Source organism: Streptomyces sp. NPDC005141 (genome assembly GCF_053599975.1).
Genome location: NZ_JBSFYW010000012.1, coordinates 1 through 18,927 on the forward strand (window position 1 = coordinate 1; position 18,927 = coordinate 18,927).

At 72.9% G+C, this 18,927-nt stretch carries 17 protein-coding genes and 3 pseudogenes; 8 read left to right on the top strand and 12 right to left on the bottom strand.

Annotation, left to right across the window (positions count from 1 at the left end; translation table 11 throughout):
• Positions 1-119: 119 nt before the first annotated feature.
• Positions 120-968, bottom strand: a complete 849-nt coding sequence (locus ACWD68_RS11980; RefSeq protein ID WP_451806308.1) for a hypothetical protein — start codon at positions 966-968, stop codon at positions 120-122.
• A gap of 243 nt (positions 969-1,211) precedes the next feature.
• Here ACWD68_RS11980 and ACWD68_RS11985 point away from each other — a divergent pair, with 243 nt between their 5' ends.
• On the top strand, positions 1,212-1,526 hold the full coding sequence (locus ACWD68_RS11985) for a MerR family transcriptional regulator (protein ID WP_451806309.1): 315 nt from the start codon (positions 1,212-1,214) through the stop codon (positions 1,524-1,526).
• A 281-nt stretch (positions 1,527-1,807) separates the two neighbouring features.
• Positions 1,808-2,011 carry a cold-shock protein gene (locus tag ACWD68_RS11990; protein ID WP_020871138.1) on the top strand — a complete coding sequence of 68 codons (204 nt, stop codon included), beginning with the start codon at positions 1,808-1,810 and terminating at the stop codon, positions 2,009-2,011.
• A 189-nt stretch (positions 2,012-2,200) separates the two neighbouring features.
• On the opposite strand, the gene ACWD68_RS11995 is transcribed toward ACWD68_RS11990, so the two are convergent.
• Both ACWD68_RS11995 and ACWD68_RS12000 read right to left on the bottom strand, forming a co-directional pair.
• Entirely contained in the window at positions 2,201-2,620 is a 420-nt protein-coding gene (locus ACWD68_RS11995) for an ATP-binding protein (protein ID WP_451806310.1), read from the bottom strand.
• Between the two features lie 182 nt (positions 2,621-2,802).
• Positions 2,803-3,261, bottom strand: a complete 459-nt coding sequence (locus tag ACWD68_RS12000; RefSeq protein ID WP_451806311.1) for a cupin domain-containing protein — start codon at positions 3,259-3,261, stop codon at positions 2,803-2,805.
• Positions 3,262-3,342: 81 nt separating this feature from the next.
• On the opposite strand from ACWD68_RS12000, the gene ACWD68_RS12005 reads away from it, so the two are divergent.
• Entirely contained in the window at positions 3,343-4,284 is a 942-nt protein-coding gene (locus tag ACWD68_RS12005) for an FkbM family methyltransferase (protein WP_451806312.1), read from the top strand.
• Positions 4,285-4,402: 118 nt separating this feature from the next.
• Here ACWD68_RS12005 and ACWD68_RS12010 read toward each other — a convergent pair whose 3' ends face one another.
• The 3 genes from ACWD68_RS12010 to modA all read right to left on the bottom strand — a co-directional run bounded on the left by ACWD68_RS12010 (position 4,403) and on the right by modA (position 7,418).
• Complete coding sequence (locus ACWD68_RS12010) at positions 4,403-5,485, bottom strand: ABC transporter ATP-binding protein (protein WP_451806313.1); 1,083 nt, start codon at positions 5,483-5,485, stop codon at positions 4,403-4,405.
• A gap of 54 nt (positions 5,486-5,539) precedes the next feature.
• Complete coding sequence (gene modB, locus ACWD68_RS12015) at positions 5,540-6,433, bottom strand: molybdate ABC transporter permease subunit (protein WP_451806314.1); 894 nt, start codon at positions 6,431-6,433, stop codon at positions 5,540-5,542.
• Between the two features lie 148 nt (positions 6,434-6,581).
• Positions 6,582-7,418, bottom strand: coding sequence for a molybdate ABC transporter substrate-binding protein (gene modA, locus ACWD68_RS12020; RefSeq protein WP_451806315.1), 837 nt, complete (start codon positions 7,416-7,418; stop codon positions 6,582-6,584).
• A gap of 220 nt (positions 7,419-7,638) precedes the next feature.
• Between modA and ACWD68_RS12025 the strand changes: the two genes are divergently transcribed.
• Both ACWD68_RS12025 and ACWD68_RS12030 read left to right on the top strand, forming a co-directional pair.
• Positions 7,639-8,157, top strand: a complete 519-nt coding sequence (locus tag ACWD68_RS12025) for a molybdopterin-dependent oxidoreductase (RefSeq protein WP_451806316.1) — start codon at positions 7,639-7,641, stop codon at positions 8,155-8,157.
• Positions 8,158-8,187: 30 nt separating this feature from the next.
• Positions 8,188-8,310: pseudogene (locus ACWD68_RS12030) on the top strand (NAD-dependent formate dehydrogenase); the annotation flags it as partial.
• 27 nt (positions 8,311-8,337) lie between these two features.
• On the opposite strand, the gene ACWD68_RS12035 reads toward ACWD68_RS12030, so the two are convergent.
• Together ACWD68_RS12035 and ACWD68_RS12040 are read right to left on the bottom strand one after the other, a co-directional pair.
• On the bottom strand, positions 8,338-8,733 hold the full coding sequence (locus ACWD68_RS12035) for a TOBE domain-containing protein (protein WP_451806317.1): 396 nt from the start codon (positions 8,731-8,733) through the stop codon (positions 8,338-8,340).
• Between the two features lie 107 nt (positions 8,734-8,840).
• On the bottom strand, positions 8,841-9,428 hold the full coding sequence (locus ACWD68_RS12040; RefSeq protein ID WP_451806318.1) for a hypothetical protein: 588 nt from the start codon (positions 9,426-9,428) through the stop codon (positions 8,841-8,843).
• A 172-nt stretch (positions 9,429-9,600) separates the two neighbouring features.
• Between ACWD68_RS12040 and ACWD68_RS12045 the strand changes: the two genes are divergently transcribed.
• Positions 9,601-11,685 (top strand): molybdopterin cofactor-binding domain-containing protein, encoded by a 2,085-nt coding sequence (locus ACWD68_RS12045; RefSeq protein WP_451806442.1) that lies wholly within the window; start codon positions 9,601-9,603, stop codon positions 11,683-11,685.
• Positions 11,686-11,766: 81 nt separating this feature from the next.
• Positions 11,767-12,225 (top strand): (2Fe-2S)-binding protein, encoded by a 459-nt coding sequence (locus tag ACWD68_RS12050; protein ID WP_451806319.1) that lies wholly within the window; start codon positions 11,767-11,769, stop codon positions 12,223-12,225.
• Positions 12,226-12,386: 161 nt separating this feature from the next.
• Here ACWD68_RS12050 and ACWD68_RS12055 read toward each other — a convergent pair whose 3' ends face one another.
• Positions 12,387-13,769, bottom strand: coding sequence for a hypothetical protein (locus tag ACWD68_RS12055; RefSeq protein ID WP_451806443.1), 1,383 nt, complete (start codon positions 13,767-13,769; stop codon positions 12,387-12,389).
• A 305-nt stretch (positions 13,770-14,074) separates the two neighbouring features.
• Here ACWD68_RS12055 and ACWD68_RS12060 point away from each other — a divergent pair, with 305 nt between their 5' ends.
• Complete coding sequence (locus ACWD68_RS12060; RefSeq protein ID WP_451806320.1) at positions 14,075-15,358, top strand: molybdopterin-dependent oxidoreductase; 1,284 nt, start codon at positions 14,075-14,077, stop codon at positions 15,356-15,358.
• A gap of 355 nt (positions 15,359-15,713) precedes the next feature.
• On the opposite strand, the gene ACWD68_RS12065 is transcribed toward ACWD68_RS12060, so the two are convergent.
• The 3 genes and pseudogenes from ACWD68_RS12065 to ACWD68_RS12075 form a co-directional block, all read right to left on the bottom strand.
• Positions 15,714-16,739 carry a class I SAM-dependent methyltransferase gene (locus ACWD68_RS12065; protein WP_451806321.1) on the bottom strand — a complete coding sequence of 342 codons (1,026 nt, stop codon included), beginning with the start codon at positions 16,737-16,739 and terminating at the stop codon, positions 15,714-15,716.
• A 335-nt stretch (positions 16,740-17,074) separates the two neighbouring features.
• Positions 17,075-17,686 (bottom strand): annotated as a pseudogene (locus ACWD68_RS12070) (TIGR04282 family arsenosugar biosynthesis glycosyltransferase); the annotation flags it as partial.
• 374 nt (positions 17,687-18,060) lie between these two features.
• Positions 18,061-18,759: pseudogene (locus tag ACWD68_RS12075) on the bottom strand (glycosyltransferase family 2 protein); the annotation flags it as partial.
• Between the last annotated feature and the right edge of the window lie 168 nt (positions 18,760-18,927).

Consider the following 18,927-nt stretch of genomic DNA (forward strand, 5'->3'; position numbering starts at 1 on the left):
ACCTTGTCGTAGCCCTCGATGTACCCGAAGAAGTAGGCGTTCTTCTGGTTGTTCTTCAGACTGGCGCCGTAGTTCCAGGCGGCGGGAGCGGCGGCGCCGGTCCGTGTCCGACCCGGTCCTCAGCCCTGAGTCGGCGCGGGCGACTTCCCCGCCAGTACGTCCTGCAGGCGCTTGGCGCCCGCTTCGGCCGCCTGCTTGGTGGAGTCGTGCTCGGTGCCGTCGAGGCCGCCGTTGGTGAGGGAGAGGGCGCTGTCGCCGACCCGCACGGCGGCGAAGTCGAGCGTCAGGGTCTCGGGGTCCCCCTCCAGGTCGCCGTTCATCGTCACCCTGAGTCCCTGCCGGGCGTCCCCCACATCGGGCAGATCCGTCGAGATGACCTGGACCGTCTGCCGGTCGCCCTTGCCGTTGACGGCCGTGAACTCGTCGCACGTGTCCGGCAGCGTCTTCAGCCACTTCAGCTTGTCGTCCAGAGCCGCCTTCCCGTACGCGCCGACCTCGTAGCGCATCTGGGCGTCGTTGTCGCTGTCGTCGAAGCCGGTGACGGCACTGGCGCCCTTCGGCTCGCCCAGCAGATCCTCGGTGTACAGACCGTCCAGCAGCTTCTGGCACTGGGTGGCGTTCGCCTTGTCGGTGATGAAGTCCGCCGGGTCGACCGTGCTCTTGAGCAGCGCGTCGTGCCAGGTCGCCACGCCCTTCGACTCGCTCCACTGCGACCCCAGGTCGGAGTTGGTGATCAGCGCGGTGCGGGCCTCGTCCTTGGTGAGCGTGCGGACGGCGGAGGGGGAGGGAGACGCGGCGCGCGGCTCCTCGGCGACGGGGGAGGCGGAGACAGGGGACGCGGAGACGTCCGTACGGCCGGAGCCGGAGCCGGTGCCGTCACCGCCGTCGCCCGAGCAGGCGGCCGTCGAGAGCAGCATCCCCGTGGTCAGGGCGGATGCGAGGAGACAGGACGGACGTTTCACGCTCATGCGAAGGCCTCCCGAGGACGGTCCCGAGGTCGGGCTGTGTCCTCCCACGCCATCACCGGCCACGGCCTCCCACCAGCGCACGGGGCCGTCCGGGTGAGTGCGGTGCGCGGACGTCACCGGCCGATGCGGGGTACTCCCGGCCGGGACCGGACCTGGACCGGACCGGGACCGGGGTGCTCCCGGCCGGGACCGGACCGGGATCTGCCAAAGTGGAAGGTGATGCACGCGCCCCAGGGAAGCACCATGAGCCCCACCGACCGGTTCGACGACGACGACTACCCCGCCTACACGATGGGCCGGGCCGCCGAGCTGATCGGCGCCACCCCCGCGTTCCTGCGGGCCGTCGGGGAGGCGGGGCTGATCACGCCGCTGCGCTCCGACGGCGGCCACCGGCGCTACTCCGCGAACCAGCTGCGTGTCGCGGCCCGCGCCCGGGACCTCGTCGACCAGGGCACCCCCGTCGAGGCCGCCTGCCGCATCGTCACGCTGGAGGACTGCCTGGACGAGGCCCTGCGGATCAACGAGGAGCTGCGCGGGTCGACGCCGCAGGACGCCTGAGCGGGAGTCCGGCGCCCTCCTGGACCGATTCTCCGCCGGGTCCGGGGATATCTGCTTCGGCCGTTACAGAATTTGGTGCGCGGGTCCACGAGGTTTTGTTATTCCCCACGCCGGGGTGAGATAGTGCGCCCCCTTCGAGGCTCGCATCGTGCTAGTGTCGATTTCAGTTGCAGTTGTGGTTCCCAAAGTTTTTCCGGTGCATATCCGGTTGGGGCAATCATTGCGGCGACGCAGGTCCACACAGTGTGGGCCTTCGAGCTTTGCCCCGAAGGAGATTTGACATGGCTACTGGCACCGTGAAGTGGTTCAACGCGGAAAAGGGCTTCGGCTTCATTGAGCAGGACGGCGGCGGCGCCGACGTCTTCGCCCACTACTCCAACATCGCCACCTCTGGCTTCCGTGAGCTCCAGGAAGGCCAGAAGGTGACCTTCGACGTCACGCAGGGCCAGAAGGGCCCGCAGGCGGAGAACATCGTCCCCGCCTAGTCCGGGACACCGGGTGGCCGGCGTCCGCACCGCAAGGTGCGGGCGCCGGCCATCTGCTTTTTGGCGGTCATTGAATATGCGATGAACTTTTCGGCGCCCCGTGCCCACTTTCCGTGGCGCCAAACTCAGCTCTTCGGTTCGACCGCGCCGAATCGAGCGGTGCCCGCCGATGGCGATGGCGTAAGCCCGCTACACCGCGAGGACCGCGCGCACGGTCTTGCCGCCGAGGCTCGTGCTGACGACCTCCAGGCTGTGGGCGAGCTGCTGGACCATCGCCAGGCCCCGGCCGCTCTCCGATTCCGTGTCCAGGACGCCGACCTGCGGCCGTCCGGGACTGTCGTCGCGGACCTCGACCGTCACCTGCCCGTGCCCCAGCTGCAGGCGCAGTCTGCAGCCGCTGCGCCCGTGCCGCACGGCGTTGGCGACGAGCTCGGAGGCGATCAGCGTGGCGTCGTCCACCTGGTCGGCGGTCGGCGACGCGAGCCGTGGTCGTGGTCGGGTCAGAAACGCCGTGGTCAGCTTGCGGGCCCTGCCCGCCGAGACGGCCGTACGCGGCAGTGTGTACTCCACGCGGGCGGTCGGCCGGACGGTGCGCTGGTGCGCACGCATGACTGACACCTCTCTTCCCCCTCCAGGACAACCAGCACCCGGCCGACGGCTCCGTCCCCGTCGACAGGGACCCCGCGCGTAACGTGCGCGGCCGGTCCTGCCCTCGGGTGATGCCCCTCCCGGGCGATCCGCAACCAACGACCTACGTCACAAAGCCGCCACACGTGCGTGCGCGGGCCGCTTCAGCGCCCCGAGTCCAGCAGATGGAAGTCGTCGTAGTCGAAGCCCGGCGCCACCACGCAACTGACCAGAACCTCCTGGTCGCCGGCCGGTCGGGCGGCCTGCCAGACGCCGCCGGGGACGAGGGCCTGGGGGCGTTCCCCGGCCTCGACGCGGGGACCGAGACGGACGACCTGCGGGGTGGAGTGAGGGGAGTTTCCGTCGCCGCCGAGCAGCACGTCGAGGGGGCCGCCGCGGTGCCACAGCCAGAGTTCGTCGGAGCGGACGGTGTGCCAGGCGGAGGTGTCGCCGGGGGCGAGGAGGAAGTAGATGGCGGAGGCGGCGGCGCGGGGGCCGGGGTAGCCGTCGGGGAGGAAGGCCTGCGGCGCGGTCCAGGTCTCGACGAACCAGCCGCCCTCCGGGTGGGGTTGCATGTTCAGGGCGGCGGCCAGTTCCGGAATCCCGGTGTCAGGAGAAGTCACCCTCTGCCTCTACCACGCGGGCCTAAAGGGGTTCAACCAACACCCGGTGGACGCCCGGGTGAGTCTGGAAGGGTGTCGGTCATGGTGACCCTTCACAGAAAGCTTCTCGGTCTGCTTCCCCGCCTCGGGGTGCAGGTGCTGGATCTCGGATCGGGTGCCGCGGTGGTCTACCGGCGCGGGGAGCGCAGACGCGTCGCCCTGGGCCAGGGCGCGGATCTGGTGCTGCGCGGACGGACCGCGGCTTTCCGGCATGTGCCGCTCGGTGACACCGGCGCCCGGCTGCTGCTCGATGAGAAGGAGACGGCGGCCGACGAACGCAAGTTCCAGCTGGCGGCCGCGGCCTATCTCTGCGGCCAGCACATCGCCGCCCTGCTCGACCGGTACGAGGTGAACTGCGTCTTCGACGTGGGCGCCAACTCCGGCCAGTACGGGCGCCAGTTGCGCCGCTTCGGCTACACCGGCCGGATCGTGTCCTTCGAGCCCACCACGGACGCATTCGCCAAGCTCCGGCACGCGGCCGAGGGCGACCCCGACTGGCACGTGTACCAGGTCGGTCTCGGCCGGGAGGACGCCACCCGGGCCATCCATGTCGGCTGGAACAGCATGAACTCCCTTCTCCCGCCCAGCGATTACGGCAAGGGACGCTACAAGCGCTTCGCCAGGACCCGTACCGAGGACATCGAGGTCCGCCGTCTCGACGGGATGATGGACAAGGCGCTCGCCGGGATCACCGACCCGCGCCCCTATCTGAAGATGGACACCCAGGGCTACGACCTGGAGGTGTTCGCGGGCGCCGGGGACCGGGTCGCGGAGTTCGTCGGGATGCAGTCGGAGGTCGCGACACTGCGGCTGTACGAGGGCAGCCCCCGGATGAGCGAGGCCGTCGCGGTGTACGAGGAGAACGGGTTCGAGATATCCGGCATGTACCCGGTGACGCGGGAGCCGGCGACCGGGCGGGTGGTGGAGTTCGACTGCGTGATGGTCCGCGCGGCGGCCGTCCCGCCCGACCCGTCGGGGGAGTAGTTCCGGAAGTCCCGGGGTCCGGAAGTCCCCGGGTCCGGGGGTCCGGGGGTCCTGCGGTCCGGAAGTCCCGGGGTCCGGGGGTCCTGCGGTTCGGGGGTCCCGCGGCCGTGGACGCGGTCTAGGCCGGATAGGCGTGTGTCTGGGTCGCCTTCACCGTCGCCCAGACGGCGGCGCCCGGACGCAGGTCGAGTTCCGCCGCGGCGACCGTCGTCAGGTCGGCGGCGAGCGGGAGTTCGCCGCCGAGGTCCGCGCGGATCTGGTCGCCGTGGGTCTCCAGACCGTCCACGCGGCACTGCCACAGGTTGCGTGCGCTGGAGCCGGTGGGGCGGTCGCGGTGGAGCGTGACGGCGCTCGGCGGGAACGCCACGAAGACGGGTCCGTCGAGATGCTCGGTCGTGGTGATCGCCGGGCCCGCCTCCAGCCGTACGGTGTGGCCCTCGGCCTCGCCCCGGTAGAGGTTGAGGCCGACCAGTTGGGCGATGTAGTCGGTGCGCGGGCGGCGGGCGATGTCCGAGGGGCTGCCCTCCTGGACGACCCTGCCGTGTTCGACGACCACGAGCCGGTCGGCCAGCACCATGGCGTCCAGCGGGTCGTGCGTCACGAGGACGGCGACGGCCTCGAAGTCGGCCAGGTGGTGCCGGAGCTGGGCGCGCACGTCCAGCCGGGTGCGGGCGTCCAGTGCGGCGAGCGGTTCGTCGAGCAGCAGCAGCCGGGGGTGGGTGGCGAGGGCGCGGGCGACGGCGACCCGTTGCGCCTGACCGCCGGACAGCCGGCGCGGCTTGGCCCCGGCGTGTTCGGCGAGACCCATGCGCTCCAGCCACGCGGCGGCCTGCGCCCGCGCCTCGGCCTTGGGTACGCCCTGACAGCGCGGCCCGAAGGCGACGTTGTCGAGCGCGGAGAGATGCGGGAAGAGCAGGTAGTCCTGGAAGACCACGCCGACGGGGCGGGACTCGGGCGGCGTGCCGTCCAGGGAGGCGCCGTCCAGCCGCAGCCGACCGCCCTCGGACAGCGGGGTGAGCCCGGCCAGCGCCCGCAGCGCGGTGGTCTTGCCCGCGCCGTTCGGTCCGAGCAGCGCGACGACGTCACCGGGGGCGGCGGCGAGCTCGATGTCGAGGTGGAACGAGCCGCGCCGGACGACGAGACGGGCGTCGAGGCCCTTGTCGGACGGTGCTGTTGTGGCCGCCGGGGTCGCGTCCGTCATCACGCGGTCACCTCACCCTCGTCCGGACGTCCGTCATGATCGTATGGCTGTCCGTCATGACGCCGCCGTCATCCAGCGGTCCCGCAGCCCGGCGAGAACCGCGATCGACACCGCGAGCAGCACGAGACTCAGGGCGATCGCGGCGGCGGGGTCGCTCTGGAGGGCCAGGTAGACGGCCAGCGGCATGGTCTGGGTACGGCCCGGGAAGTTGCCCGCGAAGGTGATCGTCGCGCCGAACTCGCCGAGCGCGCGGGCCCAGGCCAGTACGGAACCGGCGGCGATGCCCGGCGCGATGAGGGGCAGCGTGACCCGGCGGAACGCCGTGAAGCGGGAGGCGCCGAGTGTCATGGCGGCCTCCTCGTAGCGCGGGTCGGCGGCCCGCAGGGTGCCTTCCACGCTGATCACCAGGAAGGGCATCGCCACGAAGGCCTCGGCCACGACCACCCCGGCCGTGGTGAAGGGCAGCGTGATCCCGAACCACGAGTCGAGCAGCCGCCCGACGACACCGTTGCGGCCGAGGGCCAGCAGCAGCGCCACGCCGCCCACCACCGGAGGCAGGACGAGCGGCAGCGTGACCAGCGCCCGGACGAGCCCGCGCCCGGGGAAGTCCGTACGCGCCAGCAGCCAGGCGAGCGGCACACCGAGCACCAGGCTCACCGCGGTGGCCGCCGTGGCCGAGAACAGGGACAGCTGGAGGGCCTGCCAGACCTCGGGCTTGGCCAGCTGTTCCGGCAGGCTGCGCCAGGGCGCCCGGACGAGCAGCGCGAGAAGCGGGAGGAGCAGGAAGGTGAGCCCGACGAGGGCCGGCAGCAGGAGGGGAAGCGGCGCCCCGCCCCGCATCCGGCCGCCTGTCCGGCCCCGCGTCCGGCCGCGTCCGCGCCGCGGCCCACCCGTCAGGGTGTCGGCCGGGGCGTCGGACTTGTCGAGCGAGGTCACGGGATCACTCATGGCTTCAGGAGACGGGATGGGGGCGTCGGCTTCAAGGGCCGGCCGCCCGGCACGAGGCGCGTGCCGGGCCGTGGGCGCCGGGAACCGGCTGCCGGGTCGGCGGATGGCAGGAGCCGGATGTCAGAAGCCGGGTGGCAGGAGCCGGATGTCAGGAAACGGGCTGGAGGAACCCGGCCGCCGTCAGCACCTTCTGGCCCTCCGGGGACTGCACCAGCTCGATGAACGCCTTGGCCGCGGCCGCGTTGGGCGCGTCCTTGAGCAGGGCGATCGGGTAGTCGTTGATGGCGTCGGCCGACTCGGGGAACTCCACGCCCTCCACCTTGTCACCCGCGGCCTTCACGTCGGTCTTGTAGACGACCGCCGCGTCGGCCTCCTTCAGCTCCACCTTGGTCAGGGCGCTCTTGACGTCCTGCTCGTAGGAGACGGGGGTGAGGTTCAGCTTGCTCGCGTCCAGCGCCTTCTGCGCGGCGGCGCCGCACGGCACCGTCTTGTCGCACAGGACGACCTTGAGGCCGGACTTGGTGAGGTCCTTGAGGGAGGCGATCTTGTCCGGGTTGCCGGGCAGGGTGGCGATCTCCAGCTGGTTGCGCACGAACGTGGCGGGGTCGGTCGCCGCGTCGTTCTCGTCGGTCACGATCGCCATCGTCTTGGGGCTGGCCGCGGCGAACACGTCCGCCGGGGCGCCGCCCGTGATGCTCGCGGCGAGGGTGTCGCTGCCGCCGAAGTTGAAGGTGACCTTGGTGCCCGGGTGGGCCTTCTCGAAGTCCTCGCCGAGCGTCGTGAAGCTCTCCTTGAGGGAGGCGGCGGCGAAGACGGTCACCGTGCCGGAGAGCTTCGCCGAGGACGACGACTTCGGCGTGCCCGAGGAGTCGGACGCGTCGTCGGAGGAGGAGCAGGCGCTCAGGGCCAGCAGCGCGGCGGCACCGACGCCGGCCACCTGCAGGGTCCGGGTGGTGCGGCGGGTCCGGCGCGCGGATCGGGTCATCACGGATCTACTCCCTCGGTAACTCTGAAGCCCGCTGAAGCCTCCGTCGTGCTCTTCAGTCCTGAGCTCACGTTCTGCTGTGCGCCGATCATACTTCCGCATATGCGAGCTGTAAGTCTCCTGTTGCATCGCATGAGCTGTGCATACGGGCTTGGGATGTACGCATGTGCGTTTGTACGGGACCGTCTGCTGGGTACGGTCTTCCGGGAGGTGCTGCCCAGTGAGCCAGTCCCTGACACAGCCGACGCCGCCGGCTCCCCCGCTCGCGGAGCTCGCCCTGACCGGCGACCTCGGCCGGCCGGCCCGGCTGACCGTGCCCGACCTGTTCGCCTGGCCCCAGCACCGGGTCCGGGTCAGTTTCGAGTGCGCCACCAGCGGCGTACAGCACCACGGTTTCCAGGGCCCGCTGCTGCACGACGTGCTGCGGGACGCCGGACCCCGCTTCGATCCGGCCCGCCGCAAGGACCGGCTGCGCTTCCTCATCGCGGTGGCGGGCGCGGACGGCCATCACGCCCTGCTCACCTGGGCCGAGATCGATCCCGACTTCGCGGACGCCCCGGTGCTGCTCGCGGTCGGCATCGACGGCACTCCGCTGGATCGGGCCGGCCCGCAGCTGGTCCTCCCGCAGGACCGGTGCGGGGCCCGGCACATCAGCGGCATCAACGCCATCCGGGTGGACGGCCGTTACCCGTCCTGGTCCGCCGAAGGCCCCGGCCGGCCGTCCGCGCCGGCCCGGTGAGTGTCCGTCCGGCGAGGGGCTGACCGGTGGGCCCGCTACGCGGCGGGCACCCGGGAGATCCTGGTGTGCCGGCTGGACGGCATCCCGATCCGTGACGAGTACCTGATCGTCTACAGGGGCGCGCGGGCCGGGACGGGAGCCCACGCGTACTCGACGACGGTCTCCTGGACCGGCCGTTCCTCAGACGCGGTCGATGTGCACGTTGGTCGACTTGACCCTGGCCGTGGCCTCCATGCCGACCTCCAGGCCCAGTTCCTCGACGGCCTCCCGGGTCAGCAGAGAGACCAGCCGGTGCGGCCCCGCCTGGATCTCCACCTGGGCCGCGACATCGCCGAGCTTGACGGCGGTGACGATGCCGGGGAAGGCGTTCCGGACGGACGTGTAGGAGGCGACCCCCTCCTCGCCACCGGCTCCGGCCAGCTCCACCGAGAACGCGGCGAGATCGCGCCCGTCGATGAGCCGCCGTCCGCCCTCGTCCCGGTGCGTGGTCACCCGCCCGGCGTCCGCCCAGCGCCGGGCGGTGTCGGGACTCACCCCGAGGAGCCGGGCGGCCTGGCCGATGGTGTAGGACTGCATACGCGCGACGATAGGCAGGCGGCCCGCACGGCTGCAAGCCGGACCCCGGGAGCGGCGGCAGCCGTTCCGAACAGGGTGAAGGGCCCGGCTCCGGACCGTTTCCGGTGTCAGACGAGCGACGCCGACTCCGCGTACTCCACCCTGATGTGCTTCGCCCAGAACTTCCCGAGCGCCTTCTTGAGGATGAGGTCGGCCGTCGCCGGATCGTCGACGCCGAAGGACACCCAGCCCCTGGGGTCAGGGCCCACCTCGCGCAGCTCGAACCGGCCGTCCCAGCGGCCCATTTCGTCGCCGATCCGCTCGGTCAGGGCTTCCAGGCGGCGCGCGGTTACATCGGTGTCGTGGATCCGCACCCTCACCCCCTTCTCCGCATGGGCGCAGATGTCCGCGTCGAACGCCCCGGACGGGATGCGGTACACGTCCGCCGTCTTCCCGCCCTCGTCGACCGACAGACCGGTGAAGACGCTCCGGTAGCGCGATTCGCCCCTCCTCTCGATGTAGGCCTGCACCCGGTACAGAGAGGGCTCCGGCCCGGGGAGGCTGCCCACCGGCCGGGTGCCGACGCACACGGTCGTACGGTCCGCCGCCGGGGATCCCCCGTCTCCCGCGGTGGCGCTCGAGCCCTGGACCGCCACGAGCGCCGCGGCACTCGCCGCCACGACTCCGGCGGTTCCCCTGATCCCGCGCCTGTTCATCCGGCCCTCCCCTTCCGCCATCCCGTCGCTACGGGGACGGCGGAGACGCCGCATACGTTCGGTGGGTCCGGAGGGAACCTCACGGCCGGTCCGCCCCTCCTACCAGTCGTACGCCCCCGGGTGGCTCGGAGAGGAGCCTTCGTTGGCCCGTCAGCTGTCCCGCCGCAGATTCATCGTCCACACACTGGCGGCGTCCACCTTGACCGTCGCCGCGCCGCTCGGCTGCGACGCCTCCCCGGCGGAGGGCGCCGAGCCCGCCGCGGGACCCTCCGACGTCCTGGTGACCGGCACCGACGAGGAGATGCTGGTCCTGGAGGTCACCGCGGCCAACAAGGTCGTCGTCCGGCTGCCGCGGGTCGAGGTCGGCCAGGGCATCACCACCGCGGTCGCCATGATGATCGCCGAGGAGCTGGACGCCCGGCTCGCCGATGTCGAGATCCCGCTCGCCGAGGCCCGGAGACGCGGCAACCAGTTCACCGGCGGCTCGAACTCGGTCGGTTCGCTGTACGGGCCCGCCCGCGCGCTGGCCGCCACCGCGCGCGCCAAGCTGGTGACCGCCGCCTCCCGCCGCTGGCACATCCCCCCGAAGGCGCTGCGCACGCGGGACACCATGGTCGTCGCGCCCGACGGCCGTACGGCCACGTTCGGATCGCTCACCGCGGCCGCCGCCCGGATCCACCGGCCCGCCGTGTCCACCGACCCCAAGCCGGCCTCCCGGCACCGGGTGATCGGGCGGCCGACCTCCCGGATCGACGCGCGGGACATCGTCACCGGCAGGGCGAAGTACACCGGCGACCTGACGGTGGCCGGGGCGAAGCCGACCGTGGTGGCCCGGCCGCCGACGCTCGGCGGGAAGGTCCGCTCGCTCGACGACCGGGCGGCCCGCGCGCTGCCCGGCGTCCACGCCGTCGTCAGGATCGAGGGAGGCGTCGCCGTCGTGGCGGACACCTTCCACCACGCCTTCAAGGCCCGGGACGCCCTGCGGATCACCTGGTCGCCCGGCCCGCTCGCCGCACTGTCCGACGCGGCCGTACGGGCCAGGCTGCGGGCGGCCGTCCCGCCGCTCGGCACTCCTCCGCTCGGCACCCTGCAGGTGGGCGGCGAGTTCGAGTTCGCGTTCGTCGGGCACGCCCCGATGGAGGTGCTGACCGCGGTCGCGGACGTACGGGCGCACAGTGCCGAGATCTGGTTCTCCTCCCAGACCCCGATGGACGCGCGCGACACCATCGCCTCGGTGACCGGGCTGCCCGCCTCGAAGGTCCGGGTCCATGTCCTGCGCGGCGGAGGCTCGTTCGGGCGGCGGCTCACCTACGACGCCGCGATCGAGGCGGCCCTCGTCTCCAAGGCGGCCCGCCGTCCGGTGAAGCTGATGTGGAGCCGGGGCGACGACATGCGGCACGGCCGGATGCGCCCGGCCAGCCACCACCGCATCCGGGCCAGCCACGCGGGTGGCCGGGTGGTGGCGTTCACGCACATGACGGCCTCGGTGAGCGAGTCGTACGAGAAGCCGGGCGGCACCTCGCGAGGCGGTGTCACCACCACGGCGGCGCGGGCCGGCGGCCCACTGCCCAGCGACAGCGGGCTCTACAACTTCGGCCGTGTCTCCGGCGATTCGGGATCGGTGGGTCTCGCCATGCCGCTGGGTGCCTGGCGTTCCGTGGACTCCGGGACCATGCGCACCGCGGAGGAGATCGTCGTCGACGACATCGCCCGCAGCCTCGGCCGGGACCCGGTGGCGTTCCGGCGGACGACACTGCGCGGCAAGGCGGTCAGGGCCGTGCTGGACCGGGCGGCGGACGCCGGACATTGGGGCCGGACCATGCCGGACGGGCACGCGCAGGGCATGGCCGTGCACGAGGAGTACGGCTCCTGCGTGGCCTGTCTGGTCGAGATCGACGCCGTCGACCCGAAGAACCCGAGGGTCACCAAGGTCGTGATGGCCGCCGACGTCGGAACGGCCGTCAACCCGCGCGGACTCGAGGCCCAGCTCATGGGCACCGCGGTCGACGGCATCTCCACCGTGCTGACGGCCGGCCTGCACCTCGACGCGGGCGCCGTCCGCGAGGGCAGCTTCGCCGACTTCCACTGGGCCCGTCAGCGGCACGCCCCGCTGCACTTCGAGGCACACATCATGCCCTCCGCAGGAGACCCCGGAGGGGCCGGCGAACTCGGTGTCCCGGCGGCGGCCGGTGCGGTGGCCAACGCCTACGCCCGTGCGACGGGGACCCGCCCGCGCCGATTCCCGATCAACTTCTGAGACCCCTTCCGACCCCCTTCCGACCCCCTTCCGAGACCCGTTAGAGGTGCAGGTACCGATGCCGCTCCGGAGAGAGTGCTGATGCCGTCCTACTCCTTCGTCCTCAACGGGAAACAGGTCACCGTAGAGGCACCGGCTGACATGCCCCTGCTGTGGGTGCTGCGCGACCTGCTGGAGGTGACCGGGCCCAAGTACGGCTGCGGTGTCGGTGTCTGCCGGGCCTGCACCAGCCATCTTGACGGCGCGGAGATCCAGCCCTGTGTCGTCCCGGTCGCGGACTGCGTGAACCGCGAGGTCACCACCATCGAGGGCCTCGCCGACGGCGACCGTCTGCACCCCGTCCAGCAGGCCTGGCTCGACTGCGACGTCTCCCAGTGCGGCTTCTGCCAGCCCGGCCAGATCATGGCCGCCGCGGCCCTGCTCAAGAAGACGGCGAACCCCACGGACTCGGACATCGACCGCATCGAGAACGTGTGCCGCTGCGGCACCTACTCCCGTATCCGCGAGGCGATCAAGAAGGCCTCCGCGCACGACGGTTGAGGGCCTCTCCGGCCGGCGTGTCGACGGTGACGACGACATCGGCGAGGCCGCTGCCCCGCGCCGTCCACGACGGGCACGGCGACCTCGATCCTTGCCTTCGTCGACGTGAGCCGACGATCGGCCGCGGCCGGGCCCGGGGCGCCCGGGCCCGCTCCCGACGCTCACCAGCCCGTCAGCAGAAGGTGGTTGAGGAGCAGGGCCGTCGCCGCCTGGGCGACGAGCCAGACCCGCGGCCGGGGAAGGAACGCCGCCGCCGGGAGCATCCACATCGCGAACGGCAGCCAGATACGCTCGGTCTCCGCCTTGCTCATGCCGGAGAGATCGGCGACGAGGAGGGCGAGCAGGGCCCCGACGACGAGGACGGCGAGACGGGGGGCGGGAACCCGGCCCACCGGTGCGGGAGCCGCCGGGACCCGTACCGGCGCCGCCGTCATCCGCAGGACCGCCGCCCCGGCCCTCCGCAGCCCCGCCACCGTCGCCGGTCCCACGATCAGCACCGTGCAGGCCAGATTCGCCCACACCCAGTAGCCGTACGGCCTGATGCCGCCCGCCCCTTCGTAGTAGCGGGTGACCAACAGGCGGTACGCCTCCCACCAGTTGAAGCCGAGAAGGCTGAACACCAGGGGTACGACGGTGAGTCCGGCCAGCGTGTACGGGAGCGGACGGAGCCGGGGACGGGAGCCGAGCAGCAGCACCGCGCAGGTGATCACGGCGATCAGGGTCAGCCCGTAGGAGAGATACGCGGTGAGGCCGAGGAGGAGGCCGGAGGCGAGGCCGGTCGTCCGCGGCCGGTGTCCCGTGACCGCGAGGGCGAGCAGGGCGAGGGCCCAGGCGGCGACCGCCGCGAAGTAGCCGTCCGCGGAGGTGCCCATCCACACGGCCGCCGGGGCGAGGACGAGGAAGGGCGCGGCGCGTCGGGCCAGGGCCTCCCCGGCCAGGACACGCACGGTGACGAGCACCGCCACCGCCGCCGTCGCCCCGACGGTGACGCACCAGACGCCCGCCCAGGCCCCGCCGCCCAGCCCGATCCGGTCGAGGAGGACGAAGGTGAGGGTGGCCGCGGGCGGATGTCCGGCGATGTGCGGGGGCCAGTGGTCCGGGGAGTGCAACAGGATGTGGTGGGTGAAGTCCCGCAGGGCGGCCGGGATGTCATGGAAGCGATCGACCGGAGAGATGACCTGGAGATACTCGTAGCGCGTGGTGAGACGCCGGGTCACGCCCCGCTCCCAGCCGTCGATCAGCGCGAGGGAGAACGTCCACGCCGTCGCCGTGCCCCACACGGCGGGCAGCAGCCGTCGCCAGGGCAGCCGGGCGGCGAGGAGCGGCCCGTACGCCACGACGGCGACGGCCACGGTGACCGCGGCCGCGGTGCCGGGCCCGACATGCGGCCCCCAGTGCCCGTACAGCGGCGCGGCGCTGACGAACAGCGTGCCGTCGCTGTGCTCGATGACATAGCCGACGACCGCCGCCGTCAGGACGAGCAGCGCGGCGGCCAGGGCCGCCGACAGGTCGCGGCGGATGTCCCGGTGCCGGTCGCTGAGCAGTGCGCGGGAGAGGTCCGGGGAACGGGCCTGGGAGCGGGCTCGGGACAGGATCTGCGCCAGGGCCCGGGAAGAGGCCCCTGAAGGAGCCTGGGAAGGGGGCCGGGAGCGGGTCGGGGAAGGAGCCTGGGACGGAGTCCGGGGAGAGTCCCCGGGGTGCTCGCGAGACAGATCGCGGGGGAGATCGCGGTTCACACCCGCACGCTAGGCCGGGGGGCTCGGTCAGGAGCCGCCACTGAGGTGGACGTCAGAGTTTCGTCATGGTTTGAGAACCCGTTCGGGGGGTGCCCCCGGCCTACGGTCGGGGCATGCCACGGTCTCCCTCCTCACCCGCGTTCTGGCGCAGCCCGCTGCGCGGCCCCTGGTTCACCTCCGTGCTCGGCGTCGTGCTGCTCGTCGGGATCACGGTGCTGTTCCTGACCGGGCTCCTGTCGTACGCCGCCTACAACCCGAACCTCTCGCCGGTGAACGACAAGACCCCCGACAAGGGGCTTCTCGGGTTCTACCTCTTCTCCTGGCCCACCGATCCGCCCTGGCTGTACCGCCTCACCCAGGGTGTCCACGTCACGCTCGGCATCGCGCTGATCCCCGTCCTGCTGGCGAAGCTGTGGTCGGTCGTACCGAAGCTGTTCGCGCTGCCGCCGGCCCGCTCGCTCGCGCACGCCCTCGAACGGCTCTCGCTGCTGCTGCTGGTGGGAGGCGCCCTCTTCGAGTTCACCACCGGCGTGCTCAACATCCAGCTCGACTACATCTTCCCCGGCTCCTTCTACACGCTGCACTTCTACGGAGCCTGGGTGTTCATCGCGGCGTTCGTGACGCACGCGGTACTGCGGGTGCCGACAGCCCTGCGCAATCTGCGCCACCTGCGCAGTCCGAGCGCGCGGCCGGGTGATGCGAGCCCGCTGCCCGGCGAGGAGGAACCGGCGCGACCGGAGGACGAGTTGGTGTCCCCGGACCCGCTGCCGCCCACCGTCTCGCGGCGCGGGGCCCTCGGGTTCGTCGGAGGCGGATCCCTGCTCCTGGCCGCCACCTCGGCGGGCCGGAGTTTCGACGGGCCGCTGCGGGAGACGGCGCTGCTGACCTCGCACGGCGGGGCCGAGCCGGGCTCCGGACCCGCCGGCTTCCAGATCAACAAGACGGCCGCCTCACGCGGCATCACCGCCACGGAGACGAGCGACGAGGCCTGGCGCCTGGTCGTCGCGGGGAAGGGACGGAGGGTCCGGCTGAGCCGCGCCGAACTGCGTCGACTGCCCCTCTACAGCGCCGCGTTGCCCATCGCCTGTGTCGAGGGCTGGTCGACGTCCGACCAGTGGTGGCGGGGCGTGCGGCTGCGGGACCTGGCGGGGCTCGTCGGATACGAGGAGGACGCGGCCCCCGGCGTGCTCGTCGAGTCGTTGCAGCGGCGCGGGGCGTTCCGGGTGGCCGCCCTGCGTGACAACCAGGTGCGTGATCCGCGTTCCCTGCTCGCCCTGTTCGTCAACGGCGAGGCCCTGACCCCCGATCACGGCTACCCGGCGCGGATCATCGTCCCCGCCGCGCCCGGCGTGCTGAACACCAAGTGGGTGGCCCGGATGACGTTCGGAGACCTGTGATGCGACGACATGGACGGCTGCGCCGGACCGGGACGCGGCGGCCCCTCGGCCGGGACCTGATCGGCAGCCCCTTCCAACTCCTCCTGCTGGCCTGCACGTTCGCAGTCGCCGCCTACGCGGGGGTGCGGCTGCTCGCGGACGACTGGTTGGGGGTGGCGCTCTGGTTCGTCGGCGCGGCGGTGCTGCACGATCTCGTGCTGGTGCCTCTGTACGCCGGTGCGGACCGGGGCGTCGCGGAGGCGCTGGACGCGGTGGGCCACCGGGACCGGACGGTCTACGTCCGTGTTCCGGCGGCCCTCTCCGGCCTGCTGCTGCTCGTGTGGTTCCCGCTGATCAGCGGACAGGTGGCCGACCACTACCGGTCGGCCACCGCCCTGCCCGGCGACAGCTTCCTGGCGCGCTGGCTGCTGATCACGGCGGTGCTGTTCGCCGGGTCCGCGCTGGTGCTCCTGCTGCGGTCCCTGCGCGCGTCCCGCCCCGGGCCGTTGCGCAGGGCCACGAAGGAACGTCCGCCCGCCGCCCATTGAGCGTCGGGGCGCCATCCGGCGCGCGCCGCGTGCCGGAGCAGGGCCGGGGTGCCGAGCCGGGCCCACGGGAAGGCGGCCCGGTCGGCCGGCGGGCCCTGGGCGTCGCCCTCGCCGTCGGCCTCGGCCGCGCTGTCGTCGCCGGTGTGCGCGGCGCGGACGATGCGGACGTCGACACACTCGTCGACGTCCGCGCCCGCCACGGTCTCGGCGATCAGCAGACCGCCCGGGGCGAGGAGTTGGGCCGTGCGACGGAGAAGGGCGGCCGGGTCGCCGCCGATGCCGATGTTGCCGTCGACGAGGAGGGCGGTGCCCCAGCGGCCCTCGGCGGGAAGCGGTTCGAAGACCGACCGGTGCAGCGCCTGCCCGCCGAGCCGCACGGTGCGGGCGACGGCGGCCTCGCTGACGTCGATGCCGAGTGCGGGCCGTCCTCGCGCGGCGAGTTCCGCCACCAGCCGTCCCGGTCCGCACCCCACGTCGAGCACGGCGCCCTCGCAGTACGCGAGCACCTGCAGGTCCACCGCGTCGGCACGTGCGCACCAGCGCTCCACCTCCAGGGGGAGCAGCCAGCCGTCCGTCCGCCGCAGAAACAGCGGCCCCCGCCCGGCGCCCAACGCGTCGGCGTACGGATCGGCGGCCCATGACCGCGCACCGCTCCCGGTCGCCGCCGCCGTCGCCGCCGTCGTCGCACGGACGGTCGCTGTCTCACGGACGGTCGTCGTACGGACGGTCGCCGTCCTGGTCTTCGCTCTCGTCCCGCTCCTGCCTTCGGCTCCGGTACGGGTCCCGTCCCCGGCCACCGGTTCGGTTCCGGTCCTGACCCCCGCCTCCGTTCCGGTCCTGATCCCTGTCTCCATCTCGCTCCGGGGCCCCGTCTCCGTCCCGGTCCTTGTCCCGCTCGCTGCCCCGGCCCCCGTGGCGTGCACAGGACTCCGCGCATCGGTCACCCCCAGCGGGGTCGGCCCGCGTGCGCCGCTCATCGCCCGCCACCCCGCCGCCCGGCGACCGGGCCGACGCCCGGACCGGTGCCGGGTCCGGCGGCCCGCACGGCATTGAGTCCGGCGGTCGATCCGGCGGTCCGTCCGGCCGTCGGTCTCGAGGCGGGTCCGGCGATCCGTCCGGGGGCCCGACCCGGGACGGGCCCGGTCGCCTCGCCCTCGGACGGCCGGGGAGCTCGGACGGCACCCGGTCCCGCCGTCGCCCCGAGCCGTCCCAGCTCCGCCGCGAAGAACCCCTCGGGCGCGGTCGCCGCGACCGCCGTCGCGTCCGCGGCCGTGTCGACATCCCGCAGACGGGGCAGATCCCGTACCCGCAGCCCGGCCCCGACGAGGCGTTCCCGCTGCACGGCACCCGTCGTGTGCGTGGACATAGGGACGCCCCGCAGCAGCTCAGGGTCGGGTTCGGCGAGGCCCAGCGCCCAGAAGCCGCCGTCCTCGGCCGGCCCGAAGTACGCGTCGCAGTCCGAGAAGTCCACCGTGAGGAGGGCGGGCGTCACCTGCGGTGTGTCCATGCCGATGAGCAGCGCGGGCCCGTCACAGCCCGCGAACGCCGCGGCCAGCCGCTCGTCCAGAGTGCCGGCGCACTGTCGTACGACGTCGAAGCCGGCCGGAAGCCAGGGGCCGGGCGCCCCGTCGAGCACGAGGACCCGGCGCCGCGCGGGCGTCGCCGCCACCGTGAGCAGGGTGTCCACGAGGGCGGCCTCGGCGAGCGCCGCCGCCTCCCGGGGGGAGAACGGTGGCGTGAGCCGGGTCTTCACCCGCCCGGGCCGCGGTTCCTTGGCGATGACGAGCAGGGTGGCGCTCACTGGACGGTTCCTCCTCGGGACGGTGCGAGGGCCGATGCGGGTGCGGGTGCGGGTGCGGATGGCGGTGGCGGGGCCGGGGTCTGGGCTGCTGCCGGGACCTGGGCTTGGGGTTGGGCTGCGCTCCCGTCCTGGGCTTGGGGCTGCGCTGCGCCCCCGTCCTGGGCCTGGCCTTGGGCTGAGGTCCCGTCCTGGGCCGAGCTTTGGGCTGTGGTCCCGTCCGGGCCCTGTGTCTGGGCTGAGGTCCCGTCCTGGGCCGGGGCCTGGGCTGCGGCCGCGTCCTGGGCCGAGGCCTGGGCTGCGGCCCCGTCCTGGGCCTGTGTCTGGGCTGCGGTCCCGTCCTGGGCCTGGGCCTGGGCTGCGGCCCGGGCCCGTACTCCGGGCGGCGTGGGCGGCTCGGCCAGGACGCGGCGCATGTCCCGTACCGCCTGCCAGGTCCCGCGCCAGGTGCCGGTGACCTTGGAGACACCGGTGCGCGGCAGATAGGGCACGTCGTGCTCGGCGACGCGCCAGCCCGCGTCGGCGGCGCGGACGACCATCTGGAGCGGATAGCCGCTGCGACGGTCGGTGAGCCCGAGGCCGAGCAGTCCCTCGCGGCGGGCCGCGCGCAGCGGCCCGAGGTCGTGCAGGCGCAGGCCGGTGCGGCGCCGGAGCATCCGGGCCAGCGCGATGTTGCCCGCGCGGGCGTGCGCGGGCCAGGCGCCGTGCCCCCGCGGTCGGCGCCGGCCGAGCACGAGGTCGGCCTCACCGGCCCGCACCTCGTCGACGAACGGCAGGAGCAGCGCCGGGTCGAGGGAGCCGTCGCAGTCGCAGAAGCAGACGATGTCCGCGGTGGCGGCGGTCAGCCCGGCGTGGCAGGCGGCGCCGAACCCGCGGCGCTCCTCGCGCACGACGGTCGCGCCGAGGCCGCGGGCCAGTTCGGCGGAGCCGTCCGTGGAGCCGTTGTCCACGACCAGCGCACGCCAGCCGGGCGGGATCCGGGAGAGCACCCAGGGCAGGGCCCCGGCCTCGTTCAGACAGGGGAGGACCAGGTCGACGTCCGGGTCCGGTACGGGAAAGGTGGTCACGGGCTTCACTCTACGAACACGAAAGGCGCATAACGGACTTCATGTCCTTACGAAACTCGGACGTCGGTGTCGACGAGGCCCGCCGGACCGGACCGGGTGCGACGCTGGACGCATGCAGCAGCCGCACGAATCCCCAGGTGCCGGACCTGCCCCGAGCGTGAACGGGGGGCCGGGGTC

What these genes read in the sequence shown, in the direction of transcription:
- ACWD68_RS12060 (WP_451806320.1), top strand. Translation starts at nt 14,075, where the DNA reads ATGCCACGGTCTCCCTCCTCACCCGCGTTCTGGCGCAGCCCGCTGCGC.
- ACWD68_RS12010 (WP_451806313.1), bottom strand. Translation starts at nt 5,485, where the DNA reads ATGACGGACGCGACCCCGGCGGCCACAACAGCACCGTCCGACAAGGGC.
- ACWD68_RS11980 (WP_451806308.1), bottom strand. Translation starts at nt 968, where the DNA reads ATGAGCGTGAAACGTCCGTCCTGTCTCCTCGCATCCGCCCTGACCACG.
- modB (WP_451806314.1), bottom strand. Translation starts at nt 6,433, where the DNA reads ATGAGTGATCCCGTGACCTCGCTCGACAAGTCCGACGCCCCGGCCGAC.
- ACWD68_RS11995 (WP_451806310.1), bottom strand. Translation starts at nt 2,620, where the DNA reads ATGCGTGCGCACCAGCGCACCGTCCGGCCGACCGCCCGCGTGGAGTAC.
- ACWD68_RS12050 (WP_451806319.1), top strand. Translation starts at nt 11,767, where the DNA reads ATGCCGTCCTACTCCTTCGTCCTCAACGGGAAACAGGTCACCGTAGAG.
- ACWD68_RS12065 (WP_451806321.1), bottom strand. Translation starts at nt 16,739, where the DNA reads ATGGAGACAGGGATCAGGACCGGAACGGAGGCGGGGGTCAGGACCGGA.
- ACWD68_RS12040 (WP_451806318.1), bottom strand. Translation starts at nt 9,428, where the DNA reads ATGAACAGGCGCGGGATCAGGGGAACCGCCGGAGTCGTGGCGGCGAGT.
- ACWD68_RS12035 (WP_451806317.1), bottom strand. Translation starts at nt 8,733, where the DNA reads ATGCAGTCCTACACCATCGGCCAGGCCGCCCGGCTCCTCGGGGTGAGT.
- ACWD68_RS11985 (WP_451806309.1), top strand. Translation starts at nt 1,212, where the DNA reads ATGAGCCCCACCGACCGGTTCGACGACGACGACTACCCCGCCTACACG.
- ACWD68_RS11990 (WP_020871138.1), top strand. Translation starts at nt 1,808, where the DNA reads ATGGCTACTGGCACCGTGAAGTGGTTCAACGCGGAAAAGGGCTTCGGC.
- modA (WP_451806315.1), bottom strand. Translation starts at nt 7,418, where the DNA reads ATGACCCGATCCGCGCGCCGGACCCGCCGCACCACCCGGACCCTGCAG.
- ACWD68_RS12005 (WP_451806312.1), top strand. Translation starts at nt 3,343, where the DNA reads ATGGTGACCCTTCACAGAAAGCTTCTCGGTCTGCTTCCCCGCCTCGGG.